Genomic DNA, 24823 nt, shown 5'->3' on the forward strand with positions numbered 1-24823 from the left:
CCGATGGGTGCACGATCGAACGATGACCTCGCCGATCGACCACGCCGACCCGACACCCGTCGTGCACGTGCTGCACGACAACGCCGGGTGGCTGCCGCCGCTCGTCGCCGCGCTCGACGCCGCGGGGGTGCCCCACCGCGAGCACCTGCTGGACGGGACGTCCTTCGACCTCGCGGCCGCGCCTCCTGAAGGGGTGTTCTGGTCGCGGCTGAGCGGCTCGGCCCACACGCGCGGCCGGGGGACGGCCAAGGAGGTCGCGCGAGCGACCCTGCGCTGGGCCGAACGGCACGGGCGCCGGACCATCAACGGCAGCGGTGTCGTCGAACTCGAGGTGAGCAAGGTGGCGCAGTACCTCGCGCTGGCGTCCGCCGGGTTCGACGTCCCCGCGACGACCGCCGTGTTCGGCACCGCCGACCTCAAGGCCCGGGCACGCGAGCAGAGACTGCCGTTCATCACGAAGCACAACCAGGGCGGCAAGGGCCTCGGTGTGCGGCGCTTCGACGATCTCGACTCGTTCGACGCGTACGTCGACGGCCCCGACTTCGAGGTGCCGGTCGACGGGATCACCTTGCTGCAGGAGTTCCTGCAGGCCGAGGAGCCCTTCAACACGCGCGTCGAGTTCGTCGGCGGGCGCTTCGTCTACGCGGTGCGCGTCGACACCTCGGCCGGCAGCTTCGAGTTGTGCCCCGCCGACGCGTGCGTCGTGCCCGACGGTGCCGACCCGGCCACGTTCGCGCCGTTCGCGGTGCGCCCGTCGGTCACCGCGGAGCACCCGCTCGTACGGGGACTCGAGGCTTTCGTCGCCGAGCACGGCATCGAGGTCGCCGGCATCGAGTTCATCGAGACCGTCGACGGCCGCTTCGTGCCCTACGACGTCAACACGAACACCAACTACAACCCGGACGTCGAGCGGTCGTCGTCGGTGTCGGCCGCCGCGACGCTCGCCGCGTGGCTGGGCGAGGTGTTGGCGGCGGAGTACGCCGCGACCCCGGCCTAGCGCCGTTCACGTCGACACCGCCGGGCTCCGTCGACGACGTCATCCAGCCACGGTACCGACCCGGGGCCGCGCGTCACCCCGGGCCGTGGGTGAGCCGTCCCTGGTGCCCGCCCGGGGTGAGCACCGATCGAGTGGGCAGAAATGGTCCTTCGTCGGGCCGGGAAGGACCGTTTCTGCCCACTCGACGAGCACGACCCGAGCGGACGTCGAACGGGGTCAGCGGCGTGCAGGAGGCGCAGGAGGCGCGGGCGGCGCCGGCGACGTCGCGAACGCGACGGCCGCGAGGCCGGTCAGCACGACCGCACCGATCGTCACGGGTGCGAGCGGCCCGGCGAACGCCGCCGCGAGCCCCTGCGTCGTGCCGAGGCCGACGACGAGCTGGCCGATCACCAGCAGCACGAGGCCGAACGCGGCACCCAGCAGGCTCACCCGGGCCAGGTCGTGCAGTCGGCGGGAGTCGTCGGCGAGGCGGCGCGTTCCCGGCGTTCCCGGCAGGCCGGCCGAGAGCCGACGTCTCATCCGGACGAAGAGCACGAGCGCGACGACCGACAGCAGCAACGGGATCGCGCTGCCGATCGTGAGGGCGGTCTGCACGACGCCGAACAGCGCGTCGGTGCCACCGGGGGAGGGCGGGGTGCTCATCGGACTCCGTTCGGCGGGGACGGTGGGTTCACGGGCGAGTCCGTGGTGGACGGGCGACTTAGGCTGACCGGGGTCGACGAACTCGCCCGTGCGCGACCGCTGGTCGCCGACGAACCGCCCGGACACGACGACGCCGACCAGGCGGAAGGCGAGGTCGGCGTCGTGGGCCGTGCGGCCGGGTGTCTAGTAGCGGGGCTTGCGGGCGGGCCGCTCGCCACCCTGCGACCGGTCGGGGCGGTCGTCGCGGCGGGGCGCGCCTCCTCGGCGGTCGGGCTTGATCTCGATGAGCTTGCCGCTGATGCGGGTGTCGCTCAGGCGGTCGAGCATGTCGCTCGAGACGTCCGAGGCGAGCTCGACGACCGAGAAGTCGGGGCGGATCTGGATCGCCCCGAAGTCGTCGCGGCTCAGGCCGCCCTCGTTCGCCAGGGCACCCACGATCTGACGCGGCTCGACACGGTGACGACGACCGACCTCGATTCGGTAGGCGGTCATCGGCTTCGACGTCCGCGGGCCACGCTCACGGCGCTCGCCCCGGTCGTCGTCGCGACCAGCGCGCGGGGCACGGTCGTCGCGCTCGCGCAGCGGACGCTCGTCGCGCTGCGGGCGCTCGTCCTTCGGGTCGAGCAGCAGGGGCGTCTCGCCCTGGGCGACCACGGCGAGTGCGGCGGCGACGTCGGCCTCGGGCACGTCGTGGTGCTCGACGTAGTGGCTGATGATGTCGCGGAACGCCGAGATGCGGCTGTCCTGCGACAGGGCCTCGGTGATCGCGTCGTCGAAGCGGGTGAGGCGCGTGCTGTTGACGTCCTCGACCGTCGGCAGCTGCATCTGCGTGAGCGGCTGGCGGGTGGCCTTCTCGATCGCACCCAGCAGACGACGCTCGCGCGGCGTGACGAAGCTGATCGCGGCACCGCTCCGGCCGGCACGGCCGGTGCGGCCGATGCGGTGCACGTACGACTCGGTGTCGATCGGGATGTCGTAGTTGACGACGTGGCTGATGCGGTCGACGTCGAGACCGCGGGCCGCGACGTCGGTCGCCACGAGGATGTCGAGCTTGCCGCTCTTCAGCTGGTTGACCGTGCGCTCGCGCTGGGCCTGGGCGACGTCACCGCTGATCGCCGCGGCCGAGTAGCCGCGGGCACGCAGCTTCTCGGCGAGGGTCTCGGTCTCGCTCTTCGTGCGGACGAAGATGATCATGCCCTCGAAGTTCTCGACCTCGAGGATGCGCGTCAGAGCGTCGACCTTCTGCGGGTACGACACCATCAGGTAGCGCTGGGTCGTGTTGACCGAGGTCGTGGTCTTGGCCTTGACCGTGATCTCTTCGGCGTCGTTGAGGTACTGCTTCGAGATGCGACGGATCTGGGGCGGCATGGTGGCCGAGAACAGGGCCACCTGCTTGTCGTCGGGGGTGTCGGCGAGGATCGTCTCGACGTCCTCCGCGAAGCCCATCTTCAGCATCTCGTCGGCCTCGTCGAGCACGAGGTACTTGAGTTCGCTGAGGTCGAGGGTGCCCTTGGCGAGGTGGTCCATGATGCGACCGGGCGTGCCGACGACGACGTGGACGCCGCGGCGGAGCGCGCTCAGCTGGACGCCGTACGCCTGGCCGCCGTAGACGGGCAGGACGTGGACGCCGCGCATGCCGGAGGCGAACTGCTCGAACGCCTCGCAGACCTGCAACGCGAGTTCGCGCGTCGGCGACAGCACGAGGGCCTGCGGCTTCTTGGCCGACACGTCGAGGCGCGAGAGGATGGGCAGGGCGAAGGCCGCGGTCTTGCCGGTGCCGGTCTGCGCGAGTCCGACGACGTCGCGGCCGTCGAGCAGGGTGGGGATCGTGGCGGCCTGGATGGCCGAAGGGGTCTCGTAGCCGATCTCGCGGATGGCCTTCAGGACCTGGTCGCTCAAGCCCAGATCGGCGAACGTCGGCGTCGTGTCGGCTTGCTCTGTGGCGTCGCTCGGGGCTTGCTCGGTGGTGTCACTCATGGTGCAACGGTAGCTTGTCCGGGCCCTCTGCTGTTGCTCCCGCCCGCGAGGCGGGCCGAGTCAGGTCGGTGCGAGGGGCAGCACCGTCGCGACGAGCGTGGTCACGACGACCACCGTGGTCAGCGCGGAGGTCGCGACGGCGAGTCGGCGCAGGGCCCGGGACCGGCCCGGCCGTCGCCCGACCGTGGCCGACACGAGGGCCGTCACGGCGAAGGCCGCCGAGGTCAGGCCGAGCACGGGCGTCGACGCTCGGCGACCTCGAGCGAGGTCCAGCGGCAACCCGGTTGCTCCCTCGTCCAGCTCGCCCCAGCCCCACGCGACGTACCCGGCGGCGGCGACCGCCGACAGGGCCAGCGCGAGTGCGGGCTGGTGGGGGATCGGCTCGCGGTGGACGGAGACGCTCGGCGGGCCTCGTCGAGGGGGACGCCGGGGGCGGAGGATCGGGTCGCCGGGGTCGAGGGTGTCGTCGAGCAGGAGTCGGCCCCGACGGCGGAGCACGATCACCTCGTCGACCGGACGGGGTTGCCACGAGTCCGGTTTCTGCTCCTTCGCAGGGGGCGACACGGTCGTTAGCCTACCGGTCGTCAGCCGAACGGACGGGCCTCCGTGTCGGCGGCCCGAAGTAGTCTTCTCGACGACCGATCCCGCCCCGCGACACCCCGAAGGACGATGTGCAACCGACGTACCGCACCGCCAGCGGTCGACTCTTCCAGGCCGACTGCCTCGAGGTCCTCGCCGAGCTCGACGACGAGTCCGTCGACCTCGTGTTCGCCGATCCGCCGTTCAACCTGGGCAAGGTCTACGGCGCGGGCATCGACGACTCGCTCGACGAAGACGCCTACCTGGCCTGGTGCGGTCGGTGGATCGCCGAATGCGTCCGCGTGCTCCGGCCGGGCGGTTCCTTCTACCTGTTCAACCTCCCTCGCTGGAACATCGAACTGGGCCACGTGCTGAACGGCGAGGGCATGACCTTCCGTCACTGGGTCGCGGTCGACATCAAGTACGGTCTGCCGATCCCCAACAAGCTCTACCCGTCGCACTACTCGCTGCTCTACTACAGCAAGGGCAAGCCGTCGCGCTTCGTCCGTCCCCGCCTGCCGATCCAGGTCTGCCGGCACTGCGGCCGGGACATCAAGGACTACGGCGGTCACCGCAGCAAGCTGCACCCGGACGGCATCAACCTGACCGACGTCTGGCTCGACATCCCGCCCGTGCGACACCGGGCGACGAAGACCCGCGGGGCGAACGAGCTCAGCGAGAAGCTGCTCGAGCGCGTGTTGACCATCAGTTCCGAGCCCGGCGACCTCGTCCTCGACCCCTTCGGCGGGTCGGGCACCACCTACGCCGTGGCCGAGAAGATGCACCGACACTGGGTCGGCGCCGAGATCGGCGACGTCCAGCCGATCATCCGCCGCCTCGAGGGCGAGGACGCCCAGGTCGAGCTGCCGGGGCGCGGCGACACGGGGCGCGGCGACACGGGCCGCGGGGACGCCGGGCGCGGGGTGACCGCCGGGGCCGAGCGCTAGCCGTTCGAGGTCGCCGCGTCTGCCGGGGGCTCTGCGGATCGGACCGGAGTCGAGAGAGCGACCCCGGGCAGGCGGGGGGCCGTGGGGTCCGCGAGGCGCGGGCGTTCAGGGGTGGGGCTCGGCTTCGAGACCGTCTCGGTGGCCGACGGCACCACGGGGATCGGTGCGGTGGGCGTGGGCGCGGGCGACGCGACCGACGGCTCCGCGACGCGGGGCGACGCGACCGACGGCTCCGCGACGGGTGCCTCCGCGGCGACCGTCGGGACGATGATGCTGATCGGCGTCGTGTCCGTGTGGAGCGACTGCACCCGCACGCGCTTGGCCCGGCGCAACCACCGGCGCGCGCCCGGGGTCGCGAGCAGGCTGCCGAGCACGAGTCCCGCGCCGATCGCGAGGGTCGTCAGCATCGAGAACACGAAGTCGACCTCGGCGCCGTCGTTGCCGGCCATGAAGTTGAGCAGCGACGACGCGACGGCGAGCGACGGCAGCAGCGACCCGCAGAACGCCGGCACGGCGATGACCGTCGCCGCCGTCCGCAGACGAGCCGCGGCCACGGTCGAGAGCGCTCCGAGCAGGGTCGCCGCGACGAACGTGGCCCCCATGAGCGGCAGGCCGAGCTGGCGCAGGGTGAAGAGCGAGAGGTTGCCGACCAGGGCGACGCCGATCGTGATCGGGATCATGCGTGCGGTCGACCCCTGCGCGATCGAGTTGGCCGACGCGGCGGCGAAGCTCGAGATGAGCGAGAGCCAGAGCGGCAGAGCCTGCAGGGTGATGTTCGTCGGGTCGACCTCGATGTCCGCGAACCGTGCGGTCACGGCGAGTCCGGCCGGGATGCCGCACACGACCCCGGCGACGATCAGCCCGATCACCAGGGCGCGCCCGACCGCCATCGACCGGAAGCCCGAGATCGCGTCCTGGGCCCAGGTGACGATCGTGGGGTGCGGCAGGACGAGGACGACCACGGCCGCGACCAACGCCGCCGCGCCTCCCGGGGTCAGCAGCCCCGCCCAGATGCCGAGCGTGCCGAGTGCGGCGGTGGATGCGGCCTGCAGGCCGATGACGAAGAACTGGGGGATGCCGCGGGCGGTCAGCCCCCGGCCGGACGTCATGATGCCGATCATCACCACGAAGGCGCCGACGGCGGCCTGCCACGTGCCGCCGGCCTGCAGCGTCACGGAGACGCCCAGCAGGCCCATCGCCAGGTCGGTCATCCATGAGGGCCACCTGGGCGGGGACTTCAAGACCTCGACGAGGCCGGCCACCGCCTCGGTCATGTCGCGGTCGTCGTGCAGCAGGTCGTCGACGATCTGGTAGACCCTCGACAGCCGGTGCAGGTTCGAGCCCTCGGCGTAGATGACCCGGGTCTTGACCAACGGGTTGACGCCGGCCGGGGCGTACTGGATGGTGATCGCCGTGCCCGTGATGTCGAGCTCGAGCGGGGCCAGGTTCCACTTGGTGCTCACGGCCACGATCGCGACCTCGGTGCTGCGGACGTCGGCACCCGACGACAGCATGACGTCGCCCAGGTCGAGGCAGAAGTCGACGATCTGACGGGGCGAGTAGAGGTCGCCGCCGATGCCGTGCTCGGGCGTCGTGCCCTCGTAGATGGTGCCGCGCAGTCGCGCCCGGACGTCGCGCAGTTCGTGCTGGTTGACCAGTCGTGACTGGGCGGGCCCCTTCGGCCTGCCCTTCGGGGCCTTGGGCACCCGCGGCGGTCGGGGCTTGACCGGGGTGGGCCGCTCAGGGCGCCTGGTGTCCGACACGCTGACCTCTTCCTCGCTCACGACCGTCGGGCCGGGGCACCGCCGAGGCGGTCCCCGCGGACCCGTCCGTCGAGTCTAGGAGGCGCGGTGCCGGACGTCCGATCCCGTCGCGTCGAGCAGGTCGTCGCCCCTAGGACGCGTGGTCGGCGTCGTCGTCGTCGCCGCGCTCGGCCCGCGCCTCGCCCGCCTCGCCCCGCTCGCGTCCGGCGTCGGCCATGTCGCGGCGACCGTGGTCCGCACGCGTGGGGGCGTCGTCGCCGTCCCGCTCGGCGGCGTGCGCCCGGGCGTCGCGTTCGGCCTGCGCGACGAGCTCGGGGTCGTCGTCCATGTCGTCCTGCCCGCCGGCGAACGGCGACTGCGTCTGGGCCACGATGGCCTGCGAGGTCGAGCCGAGGATCACTCCCGGGTCGACTCCCTTCTCGTGGGCGAGGGCGGCGGTGAGGCCGGCCGCAAGGCTGCCGCCGGCGGTGCCGAGGGTCGCCATGACGTCCTCCTGTCGAGGCGTCAGCGGTTCGTCGGTCAGCTCGGCGACGACCCCGCGGAGGTTCTCGTCGCTGGCCTCGACGGCCTCGGGGTCGCCCTGCGTGATGGCCGCGGCCTGGGACACGATGGCGAGCGCGAGGGCCGCCGCCTCGTCTTCGGGCGTGCGACCGGCGGGCTCGTTCGTGTCCTGATCCATGGGCCGACCGTACGCCCGGGCCTCGTGCGGCCTGTCAGGCGGGAGGGGCGGGGTACGTCGGTGTGGACGCGCCGGCCGGGAATGCCGGGAGGCGCGATCGGCTTGGACCACGGATGAGCACCACCGAGACCCCCCAGACCGACAGCACCCGGCCCGCCGCCCCGACGGTTCCGGGCACCGCCCTCGTGGTGGGCGCCAGCGGCATCACCGGCACCGCCCTCGTCGAGCAGTTGACGCGCGAGGGGTGGGACGTCCTGGCCCTCTCGCGCCGCGCCTCCTCGTCCGACGGGGTGACGGGCATCGCCGCCGACCTGACGAGTGCCGAGAGCCTGCGCACGGCGCTGGCGGACGCGAAGCCGACCCACGTGTTCTTCGCCGCCTGGCAGAAGCGCGACACCGAGGCGGAGAACATCGCGGTGAACGGCGCCATGGTCCGCGACCTGCTGGCCGCCCTCGACCACGCCCCCGTGCGACACGTGTCGCTCGTCACCGGGCTGAAGCACTACCTCGGCCCGTTCGAGGCCTACGGCACGGGCGACATGCCCGACACGCCCTTCCACGAGGACGAGGAGCGCCTGCCCTACCCGAACTTCTACTACGCGCAGGAGGACGAACTCTTCGCCGCCGCCGAGCGCCAGGGGTTCACCTGGTCGGTGCACCGCTCGCACACCGTCATCGGGTTCGCCGTCGGCAACGCCATGAACATGGGGCTGACCATCGCCGTGCAGGCCGCGCTGAGCAAGCGCCTCGGCCGCCCGTTCACGTTCCCGGGCAGCGAGACGCAGTGGAACTCGCTCGTCGACGTCACCGACGCGGGCGTCCTCGCCGAGCAGATGATCTGGGCCGCGACCGACCCCGCCGGTGCCGACGAGCCGTTCAACATCGTCAACGGCGACGTGTTCCGCTGGCGCTGGCTGTGGCCCCGCCTGGCCGGCCACCTCGGCATCGACCCGGCCCTCGTCGAGGGCTTCGAGGGCGAGCCGCGTCCGCTCGAGCAGCAGATGGCCGGCCTCGAGCAGGAGTGGCGCGACCTCGTCGCCGAGCACGACCTCGCCGAGCCCGACCTGTCGCGCGTCGCCTCGTGGTGGCACACCGACGGCGACCTCGGTCGCGACATCGAGGTCGTCACCGACATGGGCAAGGCCCGCGACGCCGGGTTCACCCGGTACCGCCGCACCGAGCAGGCGTTCGTCGACCTGTTCGAGCGCTACCGCGCCGCCCGCCTGATCCCGTAGGCCTCGATCCGCCGAGGAGGCGCGGTGCCGGTGGCGAGACCGGCGCCGCGCCTCCTGCCGTCTACGCCCGGGGGTCGGCGCGCTCGGCGTCGGCGATCGCGTCGCTCGGCACCGGCTTCCCCCGCCGCGACACGAAGGTCACGAGCCAGAGGACGACGCCGATCGCGAGCAGGCCGCCGGCGATCGTGTACTGCTCGGCGCCGCGACCGGAAGACACCGGCAGCACCAGCCAGAGGCAGGCCACGACGCCGACGATCGGCAGGACCGTGCCCGCCCGGAAGTGTCCGTGCGACACCGTGTCGCGACGCAACACGAGGACGACGACGTTGACCAGGGCGAACACCGTCAGCAGCAGCAGGGACGTCGTGCCTCCGAGCACGGCCACGATCGGGGACTCGGGCGAGAGCGAAACGTAGCCGATCAGCACCAGGCTGAGCGCCGTCGTGAAGACGATCGACGCCCACGGGGTCTGCCGCTTCCGGTGCACCCTGCCGAGGAAGCCCGGCAGCACGCCCTGCTTGCTCATGCCGTAGAGCAACCGGCTCGCCATCATCATGTTGATCAGGGCGCTGTTGGCGACGGCGAACATCGAGATGAACGGCAGCAGCCCGCCGATCGGGAAGTCCGGGGCGGCGGTGTTCACCACGGTGACCAGGGGGGTCTCGTTGTCGGCCAGGTCGCCGATCGGCACGATCGCCACGGCGCAGATCGAGACGAGCACGTAGATCACGGCGGTGATGCCGAGGCCGGTCAGCATGACCCTGGGGAAGACGCGGCTCGGGTCCTTGGTCTCCTCCGCCATGTTGACCGAGTCCTCGAAGCCGACCATGGCGAAGAAGGCGAGCGACGTCGCGGTGCTGACGCTCAGCAGCAGCGACTTGTCGCCCGGCGTCTCGAAGAGCACCACCTGGCCCCAGTCCGCGTTGCCGCCGGCGATGAACCAGAACCCGATCAGGATCACCATGACGAGGCCCGACAGCTCGATCAGGGTGAGGACGACGTTCGCCTTGACGCTCTCGCTGACCCCGCGGAAGTTCACGGCCATCACGAGCAGCATGAACGCCATCGCGATCAGCATCACCGCCGAGTTCGACAGGTCGACGCCGATGCCCGCCGCCAGGTTGGCCGCGAACGCCCGTGACGCCGTCGACGCGCTCGTGATGCCCGAACACATCACCACGAAGCACACGATGAACGTCACGAAGTGGATGCCGAACGCCTTGTGCACGTAGAGGGCCGCGCCGGCGGTCTGCGGGTACTTCGTCACGAGCTCGAGGTACGAGAACGCCGTCACGAGGGCCACGGCGAACGCGATCAGGAACGGCAACCACGCCGCACCGCCGACCTCGGCCGCGACCTGCCCGGTCAGGGCGTAGACGCCCGTGCCGAGGATGTCGCCGACGATGAACAACAACAGCAGCTTCGGGCCGATCGCCCGCTTCAGCTCGGTGGGGCTCTCGCCCGTGTCGGTCGTGGGCGGCTGCGCCTGGTTCGCGGACCGGGGGTTCGGGGGCTGCTGGTTCGTCGTCGACATGCTGACCTCCGGGGCGCATCGGTGTGTCTCGGGCGTTCCGGTCATCCTGCTCCCGCCGGAGCGGCAGCGGAAGAGGCGGCCGGACATCGTCACACCCCCGACACAGAGGCGGCGTCCGCCCGACACCAGGAGGCGCGTCCCCGGTTGCCGGGACGCAGGCGGTTCCCGAGCCACGCGTCGTACCCTGAGCCCATGTCGGTCCGCCTGTCCCCACCCGAGTCGTCGACGTCCGGCCCCGCACCGACGCCCGGCCCCACCGACCCGATGACCCCCCGCGCCGCCGGGCTGTGGGCCACCCTCGCCGGCATCGTGTCGATGGCCGCGTTCCTCGCCGCCGCCGAGGTCGTCGCCCTCGTCACCGGGCCCACCGGCAGCCCGCTCTTCGCCGTCGGCTCGGCCGTCGTCGACCTCGCCCCCGCCGGCGTGAAGGACGTCATGGTTTCCCTGTTCGGCACCGGCGACAAGGTCGCCCTCTTCGTGCTGATGGGCGTGCTGCTCGTCGTCATCACCGGCGCGGCCGGCTACGGCGAGTACCGCCGCCAGCCGATCGGCAAGATCGCCTTCGTGGCGGGCGGGGCGCTCGCCGTGATCGCGGTCCTGACCCGCGCGGACGCCGGCCAGGTCGACGCCATCCCGAGCCTCGTCGGCACCTTCGCCGCCGTGCTGCTGGTCGACAAGCTCGCCTCGCGCCTCCGTCGGTGGGTCCGTTCGACGTCGGCCGGGTGGGCGGAGCAGACCCAGCCCGTCCCGCCGTTGCGCGGGCCCGGTCTCGAACGCCGGTCGTTCCTCACGTACACGGTCGTGACCGGCGTGGCCGCCGTCGTCGTCGGCACGGGGGCCCGCGTCGTGAACGCCGGCCGGGCGAACGCCGCGGCCCTGCGGCGCGCCCTGACGCTGCCCCGCGCGAGCGTGACCGAGGCCGCGGTCCCGGCCGGCGCCTCCTTGGACGTCGAGGGCATCACGCCCTACGTCACGCCCGCCGCCGACTTCTACCGCATCGACACGGCCCTGCAGGTGCCGTCGATCGACCCGGCCGACTGGAGTCTGCGCATCCACGGCCTGGTCGATCGCGAGGTGACGATCTCGTTCGACGAGCTGCTCGCCCTGCCGCTCGAGGAGCACATGGCGACCCTCAGCTGCGTCTCGAACGACGTCGGCGGCGACCTGATCGGCAACGCGCTCTGGCTCGGCTACCCGATCCGCTCGCTGCTCGAGCGCGCGGGGCCGAACGGCGGCGCCGACATGGTGCTGTCGCGCAGCATCGACGGCTTCTCGGCCGGTACGCCGCTCGACGTGCTGCAGGACGACGGCACGGACGCCCTGCTCGCGGTCGGCATGAACGGCCAGCCGCTGCCGATCGAGCACGGCTTCCCGGTGCGGATGGTCGTGCCCGGCCTGTTCGGCTACGTGTCGGCGACCAAGTGGGTCGTCGAGATGGAGGTCACGCGGTTCTCCGACGCCCAGGGCTACTGGACGCCTCGCGGCTGGGACGCCCTGGGGCCGGTCAAGCTCGAGTCGCGCATCGACGTGCCCCGCGACGGGGCATCCGTCGACGCCGGGACGGTCTCGATCGCGGGGGTCGCCTGGCAGCCGCACACGGGCGTCGAGGCGGTCCAGGTGCGGATCGACGGCGGCTCGTGGCTCGACGCGACCCTGGCCGACTCGGTCTCGGCCGACACGTGGCGCCAGTGGGTCCATCGCTGGGACGCCGGGGCCGCGGGCTCGGGGTCGCACACGATCGACGTGCGGGCGCAGGGCGCGGACGGCACCTGGCAGCGCGAGCAGTACGTCCAGCCGGCTCCGAACGGGGCCGAGGGCTGGCACCGCGTGACCGTCGAGGTCGCCTGACCCGGCGGACGAGGAGGCGCGGGTGCCAGGGTGGGAGGTCGCGGCCCGTCCGCCGCGCGGCCCGCTCCCGGGGCCGCCGCCCGATCGAAGGGACCACCATGTCCACCATGTCCACCACCGTCCACCTCGAACTGCACGTCGACCCCGCCCGGCTCGACCTCGCCCACGAGATCGCCCGCGAGACCCTCGTCGCCACGCGCGCCTGGCCCGGCTGCCAGGGGCTCGAGGTGCTGATCGACGACGCCGACCCGTCGGTCATGATCGTCGTCGAGACGTGGGCCTCGTCGGCCGACCACGACGCCTACGTCGCCTGGCGCGCCACGCCCGAGGGGGCCAACCGCCTGCCCGAGGTCTTGCTCGCGCCGCCGACCACGCGGACCTTCGCCGAGACGGTGTCGCTGGCCTGACGCCCGCCTCGGCCCGGCCCGGCTCGGGTCAGGCGTCGAGCAGGCCGCGGATGTCGTCGGCGGTGAGCGCCGCGCTGAACACGGCGTCGTCGTCCATCACGGCGTCGAACAGCTGGGACTTCTGGGCCTGGAGGGCCAGGACCTTCTCCTCGATGGTGTCGTTCGCGATCATCCGGTAGACCATCACGTTGTCGGTCTGCCCGATGCGGTGCGTGCGGTCGACCGCCTGGGCCTCGGTGGCCGGGTTCCACCACGGGTCGAGGATGAACACGTAGTCCGCCTCGGTCAGGTTGAGCCCGAACCCGCCCGCCTTCAGGCTGATGAGGAACGCGGGTGCGTCGCCGGTCTTGAACCGGTCGATCACCTCGGCCCGACGTCGGGTCGACCCGTCGAGGTACTCGAACGCGACGCCACGCTGTTCGAGCCGGGCGGCGACCTTGTGCAAGAACGTCGTGAACTGGCTGAAGATCAAGGCGCGGTGCCCCTCGGCGACCACGTCCTCGAGTTCGTCGAGCAACTGGTCGAGCTTCGCCGAGGGGATGTCGACGTAGGCCTCGTCGACGAGTGAGGCGTCGAGCGAGAGCAGGCGCAGCAGGGTGAGCGACCGGAAGACGATGAACCGGTTGCGGTCGAGGTCGTCCATCAGGCCGAGCAGCTTCTGTCGTTCACGCTGCAGGAAGGCGTCGTAGAGGTCGCGGTGCGCGGGGTCGAGGTCGACGCGGAGGACCTGCTCCTGCTTGGCGGGCAGGTCGGACGCGACCTGTTCTTTCGTCCGGCGCATCATCAGGGGTCGGATGCGCCGGCGGAGCTTCTGGAGCAGGTCGGGTGCCTCGCCCGTGGCGATGGGCTTGACGTAGTCGTCGGCGAAGCGGACGCTGCTGCCGAGCAGTCCGGGCGCCACCACGTGCAGCAAGGACCACAGGTCGGTCAGGCTGTTCTCGAGCGGCGTGCCGGTGATGGCGAGCTTGAACGGCACGTCGAGGTCGACCGCGCACCGGTGGGCCTGCGAGGCACGGTTCTTGACGAACTGTGCCTCGTCGAGGATCAGCCCCGCCCACCCTTCGGCCTGGTAGGCGGCGAAGTCGAGGCGGAACAGGGCGTACGAGGTGACGACGACGTCGGCACCCCGGGCGAGGTCGTGCACCGAACCGCGTCCGCCCTTGGCCTGCGTGGCGGTCACGGCGCGGACGGTCAGCCCTGGTGTGAAGCGGGCGGCCTCGGCCACCCAGTTCGACACGACCGACGTCGGGGCCACGACGAGGAAGGGCGCGGGAGGAGCGCCGGGACCGTCGGCCGCGGCCGGGGCCGGGGCCGCCTCGGCCGGGGCCGCCTCGGCCGTGGCCGCTAGCGGGTCCGGGGCCGCTGCCGGGTCCGCGGCGGCTGCCGGGCCGCCCACCCGCATCCGTTCGGTCTCGCGCACGTGCGCGACGAGGGCGAGCGTCTGCAGGGTCTTGCCGAGGCCCATGTCGTCGGCCAGCACCCCGCCGAGCCCCTGCTCGTGGAGGAAGGCGAGCCAGGCGAACCCCTCGTGCTGGTACGGGCGCAGGGTCGCGTCGACCGTGGCCGGCACGGGGGTCGCCGTGGCGGCTGCGAGGCCGCCGGCGTCGGCCAGGGCGAGCAGTCCGCCGACCGACCGCTGCCACTCGGCGGCGGGCACCGTCTCGTCGGCGAGTTCGTCGAGCTCGGACCAGAGGCTGGCCTGGTAGCGGTTGATGCGCGGCGCGACCTCCCATTCGTCGAGTGCCGACGCCTCGTCGATGAGCCTCTTGAGCTCGTCGAAGGCCGGGTGGTCGAGGGACAGGTACGAGTGGTCGACCAGCAGCAGCTTCTTGCGCCCCTTCGCGAGGGCGGTGATGAGCGGCGTGAAGGGCACGGTCCGTCCCTCGACGGTGACCAGCACGCCGAGGTCGAACCAGTCGCGCTTGTCGGTCGGCATCGTGGTGATGGTCAGTCGGGGCTCGTCGGTCAGCTCGTGGTAGTCGGGCCGCGTGCCGACGAGGTCGACCTGTACGTCGGGTCGCGCCTCGAGTGCCGGCAGCGTGCCGGTCGCGAACTCGGCTGCCGTCACCCCCTTCAGCACCTGGTCGCGGGGGACGGCGTCGAGCTCGACCAGGTCGGGGACGGGGGAGTGGGCCGTCAAAGGTCGGGGTGCCCCGTCGATCGTCCACCGCCAGGTCAGGCGGATCGTCTGCCCCTTCTCGAACCCGACGGTGAGCGTCAGCACGGGCGGCACGATCGTCGGGAACTCGATCGACGCGTCCGAGCTGACGACGTCGACGCGCCGGCGCAGGGTGGGGTAGTAGTCGCGGAGGAACTCGTCGGAGTCGGCGGCCGGGACCACGACCTCGGGCGTGATGGTCAGCAACCGCCGTTGCTCGTCGTCGAGCGGCCCCGCGGTCGGCGCGAGCGTGAAGGTCGGTGCGGGTTCGTGGGCGACGCACCACACCCCGTGGTCGGCGATGACGCCGGTCGACTCCGCGCGACGGGCCACGCCGTCGACGGTGACCCCGGCGGTCAGCAGCATCGAGCCGTCGTCGCCCCGCACCGCGTCGACCGTGACGCGGGCCTCGTCGCCGACGACGACGTCGGTCGCGCGCTTGCCCGTCACGAGCGAGATGCCCAGGCGACCGGCCTCGGCCAGCAGCGGCCACAGCAACGGGCTGGCGAAGTCGTCGACGAACAACCAGTCGGCGTCGCCCGGCGTGTAGGTCGAGACCGCCGACCGGTGGAGCGCCGCGAACTGGCCGAACCAGGCGTGCTGATCGGGCTCGATGGCCAGCCGGTTGAGCTGGTACGGCAGCGACGTCCAGGTCAGGTTGCCGCGCACCCAGTTGCCCGTGCCGCTCAGGGTGACCGGCCGCACGCCGAGTCGCTGCACCGTCGGTCCGCCCTGCCGCCGGGCCGAGGGCGCGACCGCGCGCCCCCGGGTCGAGTGCGCCCGGTCGCGCAGTTCGAAGAGCAGACCCATGCGCGTCGTCCGGACCGAGGAGGCGCGGGTCGGCTGCCCGATCGCCCCCACCGTCGACCGCCAGTCGCTCGCTCCCGTGCCGGACCGGGCCGCCCCGAGCGCGGTCACGCCCCCGGTCGTCAGTTCGTCGACGGTGGGGGCCGGGGCGCTGCGATCGGCCACGGCCCGGGAGTTGCTCTGCAACAGCGTCGCCGCGACGTGCTTGCAGTCGCTGCCGATCGGGCAGGTGCAGCGGCTGCGGACCGGGCGGCTGTACTCGCCGCGAGTCGCCCGCAGGTCGACGACGACCTGGTAGGGCGTCGACTCGGCCCCTCGGACGGTGCCCTCGAGGCGCTCGTCCGCCGGGTGCCAGGCGGTGTCGAGCACGGCTCCGTCGCGGACGTATTCTTTCGCCCGGTTGAAGGCGCGCGGCCCGACGAGCCGGATGACGTCGACGGCGTCGACCATCGGCACGGCCGTCGAGTGGACGGGGCCGTCGGCGTCGCCGTCACCGGCCGGGAAGCCGTCGTGCACGTCGAACTCGTCGCCCAGGTCCATGCCGCCCATGATGTCAGCCGCCGCCGACACCTCCGGCTCGCTCCCCAGGTGTCGTGGTCCTCCCCGGGATCGTCCGCCGGCCCCCGTCGTCCCGCCCACAGGGCGTGCGTCGTCCACACCCCCGGACGTGTGGCTAGGTGTCGGGGCGCAGCGGTGCCACACTTGACCCGTGGGGCCCACCCCGCACCACCCCGTCGGCACAGCAGCTGGCCCGCACCACCCGCTCGTCCCGTCGCCCCGCGTCATCGTCCTGCCCGAAACGTTCCCGCCTCACCGGCACCGAGCCGTCGTCGCCCCGGTGCCTCTCACCCTGCCCGCACGCTCGAAGGGATCGGCACCCCGTGTCCATCGCCACGCCCCGCGACGCCTCGCGCCTCTCGCACCTCCGCGCCCTGCTCTTCGACCTGGACGGCGTCCTGACGCCGACCGCCGAGGTCCACATGCGCGCGTGGGCCCGCCTCTTCGGCGACTACTTCGCCGCGCACGACCTCGCGCCCTACACCGAGGCCGACTACTTCGAGCACGTCGACGGTCGGCCCCGTTACGACGGCGTCCGGGCGATGCTCGCGGCCCGCGACGTCGTCCTGCCCGAGGGGTCACCCGACGACGACCCCGAGGCCGAGACGGTGTGCGGTCTCGGCAACCGCAAGAACGCGGCCTTCGCCGCCGAGCTCGCCGAGAACGGCGTCACGCCGTACCCGGGGTCGGTGGCCTTCCTCGACCGGGCCCTCGCCGAGGGCGTCCGGGTCGCCGTGGTCTCCAGCTCGCGCAACGCCGTGCCGGTGCTCGAGGCCGCGGGCCTCCGCGACCGCTTCGACGTGATCGTCGACGGCGTCGTGGCCGCGGCCGAGGGCATCGCCGGCAAGCCCGCCCCCGACACGTACCTCGAGGGCGCCCGCCGCCTCGGCCTCACCGCCGACGACTGCGTCGTCGTCGAGGACGCGCAGTCCGGCGTCGAGGCCGGTCGCCGCGGTTCCTTCGGCCTCGTGCTCGGGGTCGACCGCGGCACGGGCGCGCAGACCCTGCTCGACTTCGGGGCCGACCTGGTGGTCGACGACCTCGGCGAGTTGGTCGAGGCGCTCGACCGAACCCGCGCCTCCTCGGCTCCGAATCCCGACCAGGCGACACCGGGCACCCCCTCGACCAGCAGCAGCACCACCGGCACCACGGAGGCACAGTCGTGAACCACATCACGTCCGACCCGCTCGACCGCTCGCGGTTCCCCGTCGACGAGTGGGCATTCGTCGAGGACGAGTACATCCAGGGCGACGAGGGCCTCACCGAGACCGTCTTCGCGGTCGGCAACGGGTACCTCGGCCTTCGCGGCAACCCCGACGAGGGGCGCGGCGGTCACTCGTTCGGCACCTTCGTCAACGGCTTCCACGAGACCTGGCCCATCCGGCACGCCGAAGAGGCCTTCGGGTTCGCCCGGGTCGGCCAGACGATCGTCAACGTGCCCGACGCGAAGGTCATCCGCCTCTACGTCGACGACGAACCGTTCGTGCTCTTCGAGGCCGACATCCTCCGCCACACGCGACGCCTCGACTTCCGCGACGGCGTCCTCACCCGCGAGATCGACTGGCGCACGCCCTCGGGCAAGCGCGTCCTGGTGACCAGTCGCCGCCTGGTGAGCTTCGAGGACCGCCACCTGGTCGTCATCGAGTACGAGGTCACGATGCTCGACTCGTCGGCGTCGCTGCTGATCTCGAGCCAGATCCTCAACCGTCAGGACATGGGCGACCAGTACCACGCCGGCATGCGGGCCGCGGCCGAGGCGTTCGACCCGCGCAAGGCCGAGTCGTTCGACGACCGGGTGCTGCAGCCCGTGCTCAACCGCAACGGCGGCACGCGGGCCGTGCTCGGCTACCGCACCACGAACTCGGGCATGACGATCGCGGTCGGAGCCGAGCACCGCATCGAGACCGACGCCGAGTGGGACCAGTCCTCGCAGATCGACGACGACATCGCCAAGCACGTCTACCGCGTGAAGGCGCAGGCCGGCCAGAAGGTCCGCCTGACCAAGACGATCACCTACCACACGAGTCGCGGCGTGCCGCCTCGCGAACTGGCCGACCGGTGCGACCGCACCCTCGACCGGGCCGCCGAGACGCCCACGGCCGAGATCTTCGAGCACCAGCGCGCCTGGCTCGACGACTTCTGGCAGCGCAGCGACGTCCAGGTCGCCGGCCAACCCGAGATCCAGCAGGCCGTCCGCTGGAACCTCTTCCAGCTCGCGCAGGCGACGGCCCGGACCGACGGTCAGGGGATCGCGGCCAAGGGCGTGACGGGGTCGGGCTACGGCGGACACTACTTCTGGGACACCGAGATCTACGTCCTGCCGTTCCTGACGTACACCTCGCCCAACGTGGCCCGCAACGCCCTGCGGTTCCGTCTCGGCATGCTCGACGCCGCCCGTGACCGGGCCGTCGAGTTGAACCAGCGCGGCGCGCTGTTCCCGTGGCGCACCATCAACGGGCTCGAGTCGAGCGCGTACTACGCCGCCGGCACGGCCCAGTACCACATCGACGCCGACATCAGCCACGCCCTCAGCCAGTACGTCCAGGCGACCGGCGACGAGGACTTCCTGCAGAGAGGTGCCGTCGACATCCTCGTCGAGACGGCGCGACTGTGGGCCGACCTCGGCTTCTGGCGCTCGAACGGCGACCAGCGGTTCCACATCGACGGCGTCACCGGGCCCGACGAGTACACGACCGTCGTCGACGACAACCTCTACACGAACGTCATGGCGCGCGCGAACCTGCGGGCGGCCGTCCGGGCGGTCACCCGCCTGAAGGACGACTCTCCCGTCGCGTTCGACCGGATGGTCGACCGCCTCGGCCTCGAGGAGCACGAGATCACGGGGTGGCAGCTCGCCGCCGAGGCGATGCACATCCCGTACGACGACCACCGGGGCATCCACCCGCAGGACGCCCAGTTCCTCGACAAAGAGCTCTGGGACCTCGAGGCCACCCCGGCGAACAAGCGACCGCTGTTGTTGCACTACCACCCGCTGGTGATCTACCGCTTCCAGGTGCTCAAGCAGGCGGACGTCGTGCTCGCGCTCTACCTGCAGGGCGACGAGTTCACGCCCGAGCAGAAGCTGCGCAACTTCGAGTACTACGACGCGCTGACGACGGGCGACTCGACCCTGTCCGGCGTCGTGCAGTCGATCATCGCGGCCGAGGTGGGCCACCACCAGTTGTCGCAGCAGTACTTCCTGTCGTCCCTGTACGTCGACCTGGCCGACCTGCACAAGAACACGTCCGACGGCGTCCACGTGGCGTCGACCGGCGGCATCTGGAGCGCGCTGGTCAACGGGTACGGCGGCATGCGCGACTGGCTCGGCTCGATCACCTTCGACCCGCGCCTGCCGGCCGACTGGGACGAGCTCTCGTTCCGCGTCGCGATCAAGGGCAGCCGGGTGCGCGTCGACCTCGCCCAGCACGAGATCGTCTTCACCGTCGAGACGGGCGACGCCGTGACGTTGTCCGTCCGCGGCGACGAGTTCCGGGTCACCCCCGAGGCTCCGGTGCGGGTGGCCCTCGAGGGTCAGGGGCCGCGCATCACCACGCGCGTCCCCACGACGAGCGACCTCCGAGGGCTGATGCGAGCCGACGGTTCCGTCATCACGGCGTCGATCCCGACGATCAGCGTCGACCGCTACGACGAGGACGAAGCCGCGTCCTGACCGACGCGACGTCCGTCGCCCGGACGACCCGCGCCTCCCCGGCCCCTAGGGGTGAGGAGGCGCGGGTTGTCCGGGCTAGGGGGTCGCGTCAGTGCACCGGGACCGGTGCGTCCACGGCGGGCGAGGCCGACGCGTCCACGTCGTCCGACTGCGGGACGCGGCGACGGAACAGCAGGGCCGCGATGACCGCGCCGACCGCGAAGAACCCTGCTCCCCACCAATACGCCGTGGCGTAGCCGGTCACGGCGGCCTCGGCCGCGACGGCTCCGGTCGCGGGCAGGTGGTCGGCCACGTAGTTCGCGGCCGCGGTCGCCGCCAGGGTGTTGAGCAGTGCCGTGCCGATCGACCCGCCGACCTGCTGGCTCGTGTTGACCATGGCCGAGGCGACGCCCGCGTGTCCGCGGTCGACGCCGAGCGTGGCGGTCTGGATCGACGCGGGCATGATCGAGCCCATGCCGAAGCCCAACACCATCAACGCCGGCAGGACGTTGGCGGCGTACATGCTCTCGAGGTCGAGCCGGGTGAGCAGCAGCATGCCGACCACGCCGAGGGTCATGCCGAACGGCACCATGATCTTGGGCCCGAAGCGCGGCACGAAGATGTTCGTCGACAGCTGGGCCGCGAGGACGAGCATCGCAATCATGGGCAGGAAGGCCAGGCCGGTCTTGGTCGGCGTGTACCCGAGCGAGGTCTGCAGGTAGTACGTCACGAACAGGAAGATGCCGAACATGCCCGCACCCGCGATGGTCACCGACGCGTAGGCGGCACCCCGGTTGCGGTCGAGCACGATCGACAGGGGCAGCAGGGGGTGCTCGGCCCGGCGCTGCCACGCGACGAACGAGGTGAGCAGCACGACGGCCGCCGCCAGGAAGCCCCAGGTCAGCGGCGAGTCCCAGCCCTGTGTCTCGGCGTTCGAGAAGCCGTAGACGAGCGAGAAGAGCGCGCCGGAGACGAGCAGCGTGCCGGGCACGTCGAGCTTGGGTCGCGGTCCGGTGCGGGTGACGTGCGACACGAAGATCGCGGCCCCGACGATCGCGACGGCGGCGATGACGACGTTGATGTAGAGGTTCCAGCGCCACGAGGCGTACTGGGTCAGGAACCCGCCGAGGAGCAGGCCGATGGCCCCGCCGGCACCGGCGATCGCCCCGAACACGCCGAACGCGCGGGCGCGCTCCTTCGGGATCGTGAAGGTGGTGGTCAAGACGGCGAGGGCGGTGGGGGCGAGCAGGGCGCCGAACGCGCCCTGCAGGGCGCGGGCGAAGACGAGCAGCCCGAAGGTGCCGGCCGCACCGCCGAGGGCCGAGGCGAGGGCGAAGCCGATCAGGCCGATGATGAACGTGCGCTTGCGGCCGATCAGGTCGCTGACGCGACCGCCGACGAGCAGCAGGCTGCCGAAGGCGAGCGAGTAGGCGGTGATGATCCACTGCCGGTCACCGTCCGAGAAGCCGAGGTCGGTCTGGGCGGCGGGCAGCGCGATGTTCACGACGGTCGAGTCGAGGACGACCATCAGTTGGGCGAGGGCGACGGTGGTGAGGGTCCACCAGCGCCGGGACGGCGGCGGGGTGGCAGAGGACGAGGAGGCGCGGGTCGCGCCGTCAGGGGAGGTGGAGGCCTGAGACATGAGCGCGAGCATATACGAGTCTCGCGAGTTTCGGATACAGGCAGTTTCGTAAACATCCGAGGTAGAGTCGCCCCCATGACCGACAGGGAAGGCGTGGCGACGACGCCCGCCGAGACCGACCCCGCGACCCCCTCGCGACCGGGTCGCAAGCGCGACCACAGCCGCGACCCCGAGATCCTCCGGTGCACCATCGACGTGCTCGCCGAGACCGGTTTCGAGGGCATGACCATCGAGATGGTGGCCGCGCGCGCCAAGGCCGGCAAGGCCACGCTCTACCGTCGCTGGGCCTCGAAGGGCGAGCTCGTCGTCGACGCGGTGGCCTGCCTCAAGCAGGGGGCCGTCGACCTCGACGGCCTGCCCGACACCGGCACGCTGCGCGGAGACCTCCTGGCGATGATCAAGCCGCACAGCATTGACGACGCCGAGAAGAAGATGCGGGTCATGGCGGGCGTCGTGACGATGCTCTCGACCACGCCCGAGCTGGCCGAGGCCGTCGACGCCGCGATCGTCCAACCCCGTGCCGAGGCCAACCGCCTGCTGCTGCGCCGCGCCCTCGAGCGAGGCGAGATCGCGGCCGACACCGACATCGAGGCACTCGCCCTCGTCACCCCGTCGATGGTGTCGTACCGGGTGCTCGTCCTCCGGAAGCCCGTCGACCGCGACTACCTCGTCGGGCTCATCGACGGCGTGCTGCTGCCCGCCGCGGGGGTGCGCCAGACCGCTCGGGTCTGACTCCGCGGCCGACGGGGCCGCGCCTCCTCGTGACCCGTTCATGTGAAATCCTCATGAAGAGGCGGGCAGAACCGGGCCACGCCCGTACTGTGCAGGCATGAGCGCAGAGCTGACGCTGGGGGCGGAAGAAGAACTGCACCTGATCGACCTCGAGACGGGGCGTCTGTCGGCCAGGGCGCCGCACCTCCTCGCCCGGCTGCCTGCCGACCGCTACGGGGCCGAACTGCAGCGCACCACGATCGAGACCAACGTCCCGGTCGTGACCACGCTCGACGACCTGCGGCGTGAGATCCTGACCCTCCGTCGGGACCTCGTCGAGGTGACGACCGCCGAGGGGCTCGCCATCGGCGCCGTCGGCACGGCCCCGCGCAGCGAGGTCGCCGACTTCGAACTGACCACGACCGGGCGCTACGGGCGCATGCACGAGCAGTACCGCCTGCTCGTCGACGAGCAGCTGATCTGCGGCCTGCAGATCCACGTGGGCGTCGCCGACCGCGACCTCGCCGTGGACGTCGCCGGGCGGATCGCCCCGGTGCTGCCCGCCCTGCTCGCCCTGAGCGCCAGCTCGCCCTACCTCAACGGGCAGGACACCGGTTACGCGAGCACCCGCTCGCTCATCTGGCAACGGTGGCCGAGCGCCGGGGCGACCGGCCCGATGGCCGACGCCGCCGAGTACGACCAGCTGCTCGCCGACCTCATCGGGTCGGGCGTGATCGCCGACAGCGGCATGGCCTACTTCGACGTCCGGCCCTCGAGCCACGCGCCCACCCTCGAGCTGCGCACCTGCGACGCCTGCCCGCTGGTCGACGACGCGGTGCTGATCGCCGGCCTCTACCGCGCCGCGGTGCGCCGGGCCGAGACGGACGTCGAGGCCGGCCGCCCCGCCCGGCACCGGGCGGCGCCGCTGCACCGGGCCGCGATGTGGCAGGCGGCGCGCAGCGGGCTCGCCGGCGAGCTGCTCGACCTCGAGCAGCACCCCTCGCGGTTGCCCGCGGCCGAGGCCGTCCGGCAGCTCGTGACCCGGCTGCGGCCACAACTCGAGGAGTTCGGCGACTGGCAGACCGTGTCCGACCTCGCCGAGGCCACGCTCGCCCGGGGCAACTCGGCCGACCGGCAGCGCGCCGCCTTCGCCGAGAGGGGACGGCTCGACGACGTGGTCGACCTGGTCGTCCGCGAGACGCACGGCCCCGCCGCCGGGCTCGACGACCCGGCGCCGACCCTCGTGGGGTACCGGTTCCGTGCCGGCGACGAGGCGATCGGCCCGGGACTCCACCCCCGCCCGGCCTACCGGGACGTCGCCGGCTTCTTCCAGCAGCTCGGCGCGACGGAGGCCCGCGCCCGCGCCGTCGCGCGGGACGCCTGGTGCGAGCGGGCCGGTCTCGGGTTCGGCGTCGGCGGCGACCACCGGGCGTTCCACTGCGACCTCGTGCCCCGCATCGTCACGCGGCACGAGTGGAGCCGCCTCGAGGCCGGCCTGACCCAGCGCGCCCGGGCGATCGAGGCGTTCCTCCGCGACGCCTACGGTGAGCGCCGGGTCGTCGCGGACGGCGTGCTGACCCACGAGCAGGTCGTCGGCGCGGCGGGGTGGCGGACCGAGGCCACCCGGCTGCCCGCGGATGCCGTGCGCGCGGCGGTGCAGGGTTTCGACCTCGTGCGCGACGAGCTCGGTGACTGGCGCGTGCTCGAGGACAACGTCCGGGCACCGAGCGGGGCCGCGTTCTCGATCGCGGTGCGACGGCTGCTCGACGAGGTGGTGCCGGACGCTCCGCGGCCGGCGGGGCTGCTCGACCCGACGAGCGTGTTCTCGGTGCTGAGGGCGAGGCTGCTGGCGCACACCGCGCCTCCTCGGGGCGGGGGCGAGCCGGTCGGCGCGCTCCTCAGCGAGGGCCCCGCGAGCCCGGCCTGGTACGAGCACCGTACCCTCGCCGAGGGCGCGGGGCTGCTGCTGCTGCAGGCCGACGACGTCGAGGTCCGGGAGGCGCGGGTCGTCGACCGCAGGACCGGCGCCGTCGTCGACGCGCTCTACCTGCGGCTCGACCGCGAGCTGGTCGACGTGCACGCGCCGCACGACCCGTTGCTCGGCGAGCACCTGATGGACGTGGCGGCGGCGGGCGGCGTCGTGCTCGCCAACGCCCCCGGCAACGGGCTGGTCGACGACAAGGCGATGTACTGCGCGGTACCCGACCTCATCTGGTACTACCTGGGCGAGCGTCCGCTGCTCGAGTCGGTGCCGACCTACCGGACGGGCGACCCGGCCGAGCGGCTCGCGGTGCTCGACCGGGTGGGCGAGCTCGTCACGAAGCCGGTCGACGGCGAGGGGGGTCGCGGCGTCCTGATCGGCCCCTCGGCCAGCGCGGCGGTCGTGGCCGAGCGTCGGGCCGAGATCGCCCGGGACCCGTCCGGCTGGGTCGCGCAGGAGGTGGTGACGTTGTCGTCGCACCCGACCCTGACCCCGACCGGGCTGCAGCCCCGGCACGTCGACCTCCGCTGCTTCGTGTACCTCACCGGCACCGGGGCGGGTGAGAGCGTGCTCGCCGACCTGGCTCTGACCCGCGTGGCGCCCGAGGGCAGCATGATCGTCAACTCGTCGCAGGGCGGGGGCGCGAAGGACACCTGGATCGTGGGCGTCTGACCCGTCGGCGCCCCCGAGGGAGGCGCGGTGTCGGCCC

At 72.2% G+C, this 24823-nt stretch carries 17 protein-coding genes; 9 read left to right on the top strand and 8 right to left on the bottom strand.

The window, feature by feature from the left end; translation table 11 throughout:
- The first annotated feature begins 22 nt into the window (after positions 1-22).
- On the top strand, positions 23-997 hold the full coding sequence (locus tag OVA02_RS07975) for an ATP-grasp domain-containing protein (RefSeq protein WP_267659596.1): 975 nt from the start codon (positions 23-25) through the stop codon (positions 995-997).
- A 216-nt stretch (positions 998-1213) separates the two neighbouring features.
- Here OVA02_RS07975 and OVA02_RS07980 read toward each other — a convergent pair whose 3' ends face one another.
- The 3 genes from OVA02_RS07980 to OVA02_RS07990 all read right to left on the bottom strand — a co-directional run bounded on the left by OVA02_RS07980 (position 1214) and on the right by OVA02_RS07990 (position 4180).
- Positions 1214-1639, bottom strand: coding sequence for a hypothetical protein (locus OVA02_RS07980; RefSeq protein ID WP_267659597.1), 426 nt, complete (start codon positions 1637-1639; stop codon positions 1214-1216).
- Positions 1640-1822: 183 nt separating this feature from the next.
- Positions 1823-3616 carry a DEAD/DEAH box helicase gene (locus tag OVA02_RS07985; RefSeq protein ID WP_056044815.1) on the bottom strand — a complete coding sequence of 598 codons (1794 nt, stop codon included), beginning with the start codon at positions 3614-3616 and terminating at the stop codon, positions 1823-1825.
- Between the two features lie 60 nt (positions 3617-3676).
- Positions 3677-4180 carry a hypothetical protein gene (locus tag OVA02_RS07990; protein ID WP_267659598.1) on the bottom strand — a complete coding sequence of 168 codons (504 nt, stop codon included), beginning with the start codon at positions 4178-4180 and terminating at the stop codon, positions 3677-3679.
- Between the two features lie 107 nt (positions 4181-4287).
- On the opposite strand from OVA02_RS07990, the gene OVA02_RS07995 reads away from it, so the two are divergent.
- The gene (locus tag OVA02_RS07995; RefSeq protein ID WP_157485268.1) at positions 4288-5142 is read left to right on the top strand and encodes a DNA-methyltransferase; all 855 of its coding nucleotides are present in this window, start codon (positions 4288-4290) and stop codon (positions 5140-5142) included.
- On the opposite strand, the gene OVA02_RS08000 is transcribed toward OVA02_RS07995, so the two are convergent.
- Positions 5139-6905, bottom strand: a complete 1767-nt coding sequence (locus OVA02_RS08000) for a threonine/serine ThrE exporter family protein (RefSeq protein ID WP_267659599.1) — start codon at positions 6903-6905, stop codon at positions 5139-5141. The genes OVA02_RS07995 and OVA02_RS08000 overlap by 4 nt on opposite strands.
- A gap of 130 nt (positions 6906-7035) precedes the next feature.
- The gene (locus OVA02_RS08005) at positions 7036-7584 is read right to left on the bottom strand and encodes a hypothetical protein (protein ID WP_267659601.1); all 549 of its coding nucleotides are present in this window, start codon (positions 7582-7584) and stop codon (positions 7036-7038) included.
- Positions 7585-7697: 113 nt separating this feature from the next.
- On the opposite strand from OVA02_RS08005, the gene OVA02_RS08010 reads away from it, so the two are divergent.
- Positions 7698-8819, top strand: a complete 1122-nt coding sequence (locus tag OVA02_RS08010; RefSeq protein WP_267659602.1) for an SDR family oxidoreductase — start codon at positions 7698-7700, stop codon at positions 8817-8819.
- A gap of 61 nt (positions 8820-8880) precedes the next feature.
- Here the strand turns inward: OVA02_RS08010 and OVA02_RS08015 are convergent, their stop codons facing one another.
- On the bottom strand, positions 8881-10353 hold the full coding sequence (locus tag OVA02_RS08015) for an APC family permease (protein WP_267659603.1): 1473 nt from the start codon (positions 10351-10353) through the stop codon (positions 8881-8883).
- A 192-nt stretch (positions 10354-10545) separates the two neighbouring features.
- On the opposite strand from OVA02_RS08015, the gene OVA02_RS08020 reads away from it, so the two are divergent.
- Both OVA02_RS08020 and OVA02_RS08025 read left to right on the top strand, forming a co-directional pair.
- A complete protein-coding gene (locus tag OVA02_RS08020; RefSeq protein ID WP_324289777.1) occupies positions 10546-12201 on the top strand; it encodes a molybdopterin-dependent oxidoreductase in 1656 nt (551 codons plus the stop codon).
- Between the two features lie 107 nt (positions 12202-12308).
- Positions 12309-12608 (top strand): putative quinol monooxygenase, encoded by a 300-nt coding sequence (locus OVA02_RS08025; RefSeq protein WP_056044807.1) that lies wholly within the window; start codon positions 12309-12311, stop codon positions 12606-12608.
- A gap of 28 nt (positions 12609-12636) precedes the next feature.
- Here the strand turns inward: OVA02_RS08025 and OVA02_RS08030 are convergent, their stop codons facing one another.
- Complete coding sequence (locus OVA02_RS08030; protein WP_267659605.1) at positions 12637-16113, bottom strand: DEAD/DEAH box helicase; 3477 nt, start codon at positions 16111-16113, stop codon at positions 12637-12639.
- A 341-nt stretch (positions 16114-16454) separates the two neighbouring features.
- On the opposite strand from OVA02_RS08030, the gene OVA02_RS08035 reads away from it, so the two are divergent.
- A complete protein-coding gene (locus OVA02_RS08035) occupies positions 16455-17297 on the top strand; it encodes an HAD family hydrolase (RefSeq protein ID WP_233568305.1) in 843 nt (280 codons plus the stop codon).
- Positions 17294-19801 (top strand): glycoside hydrolase family 65 protein, encoded by a 2508-nt coding sequence (locus tag OVA02_RS08040; protein WP_267659606.1) that lies wholly within the window; start codon positions 17294-17296, stop codon positions 19799-19801. The genes OVA02_RS08035 and OVA02_RS08040 overlap by 4 nt, the downstream gene beginning before the upstream one ends.
- Positions 19802-19889: 88 nt before the next feature.
- Here the strand turns inward: OVA02_RS08040 and OVA02_RS08045 are convergent, their stop codons facing one another.
- The gene (locus OVA02_RS08045; RefSeq protein ID WP_056044896.1) at positions 19890-21422 is read right to left on the bottom strand and encodes an MFS transporter; all 1533 of its coding nucleotides are present in this window, start codon (positions 21420-21422) and stop codon (positions 19890-19892) included.
- 75 nt (positions 21423-21497) lie between these two features.
- On the opposite strand from OVA02_RS08045, the gene OVA02_RS08050 reads away from it, so the two are divergent.
- Both OVA02_RS08050 and OVA02_RS08055 read left to right on the top strand, forming a co-directional pair.
- On the top strand, positions 21498-22154 hold the full coding sequence (locus OVA02_RS08050) for a TetR/AcrR family transcriptional regulator (RefSeq protein WP_056044801.1): 657 nt from the start codon (positions 21498-21500) through the stop codon (positions 22152-22154).
- A 97-nt stretch (positions 22155-22251) separates the two neighbouring features.
- Complete coding sequence (locus OVA02_RS08055) at positions 22252-24786, top strand: carboxylate--amine ligase/circularly permuted type 2 ATP-grasp protein (RefSeq protein WP_267659608.1); 2535 nt, start codon at positions 22252-22254, stop codon at positions 24784-24786.
- Positions 24787-24823 lie beyond the last annotated feature (37 nt).

The organism is Frigoribacterium sp. SL97 (assembly GCF_026625765.1).
GTDB lineage: Bacteria > Actinomycetota > Actinomycetes > Actinomycetales > Microbacteriaceae > Frigoribacterium.

Bases quoted from the DNA above. Each gene is read 5' to 3' on its own strand.
- OVA02_RS08010 (WP_267659602.1), top strand. From the start codon at position 7,698: ATGAGCACCACCGAGACCCCCCAGACCGACAGCACCCGGCCCGCCGCC.
- OVA02_RS07985 (WP_056044815.1), bottom strand. From the start codon at position 3,616: ATGAGTGACACCACCGAGCAAGCCCCGAGCGACGCCACAGAGCAAGCC.
- OVA02_RS07975 (WP_267659596.1), top strand. From the start codon at position 23: ATGACCTCGCCGATCGACCACGCCGACCCGACACCCGTCGTGCACGTG.
- OVA02_RS08025 (WP_056044807.1), top strand. From the start codon at position 12,309: ATGTCCACCACCGTCCACCTCGAACTGCACGTCGACCCCGCCCGGCTC.
- OVA02_RS08045 (WP_056044896.1), bottom strand. From the start codon at position 21,422: ATGTCTCAGGCCTCCACCTCCCCTGACGGCGCGACCCGCGCCTCCTCG.
- OVA02_RS08030 (WP_267659605.1), bottom strand. From the start codon at position 16,113: ATGGACCTGGGCGACGAGTTCGACGTGCACGACGGCTTCCCGGCCGGT.
- OVA02_RS08055 (WP_267659608.1), top strand. From the start codon at position 22,252: ATGAGCGCAGAGCTGACGCTGGGGGCGGAAGAAGAACTGCACCTGATC.
- OVA02_RS08005 (WP_267659601.1), bottom strand. From the start codon at position 7,584: ATGGATCAGGACACGAACGAGCCCGCCGGTCGCACGCCCGAAGACGAG.
- OVA02_RS08015 (WP_267659603.1), bottom strand. From the start codon at position 10,353: ATGTCGACGACGAACCAGCAGCCCCCGAACCCCCGGTCCGCGAACCAG.
- OVA02_RS08050 (WP_056044801.1), top strand. From the start codon at position 21,498: ATGACCGACAGGGAAGGCGTGGCGACGACGCCCGCCGAGACCGACCCC.
- OVA02_RS07980 (WP_267659597.1), bottom strand. From the start codon at position 1,639: ATGAGCACCCCGCCCTCCCCCGGTGGCACCGACGCGCTGTTCGGCGTC.
- OVA02_RS08020 (WP_324289777.1), top strand. From the start codon at position 10,546: ATGTCGGTCCGCCTGTCCCCACCCGAGTCGTCGACGTCCGGCCCCGCA.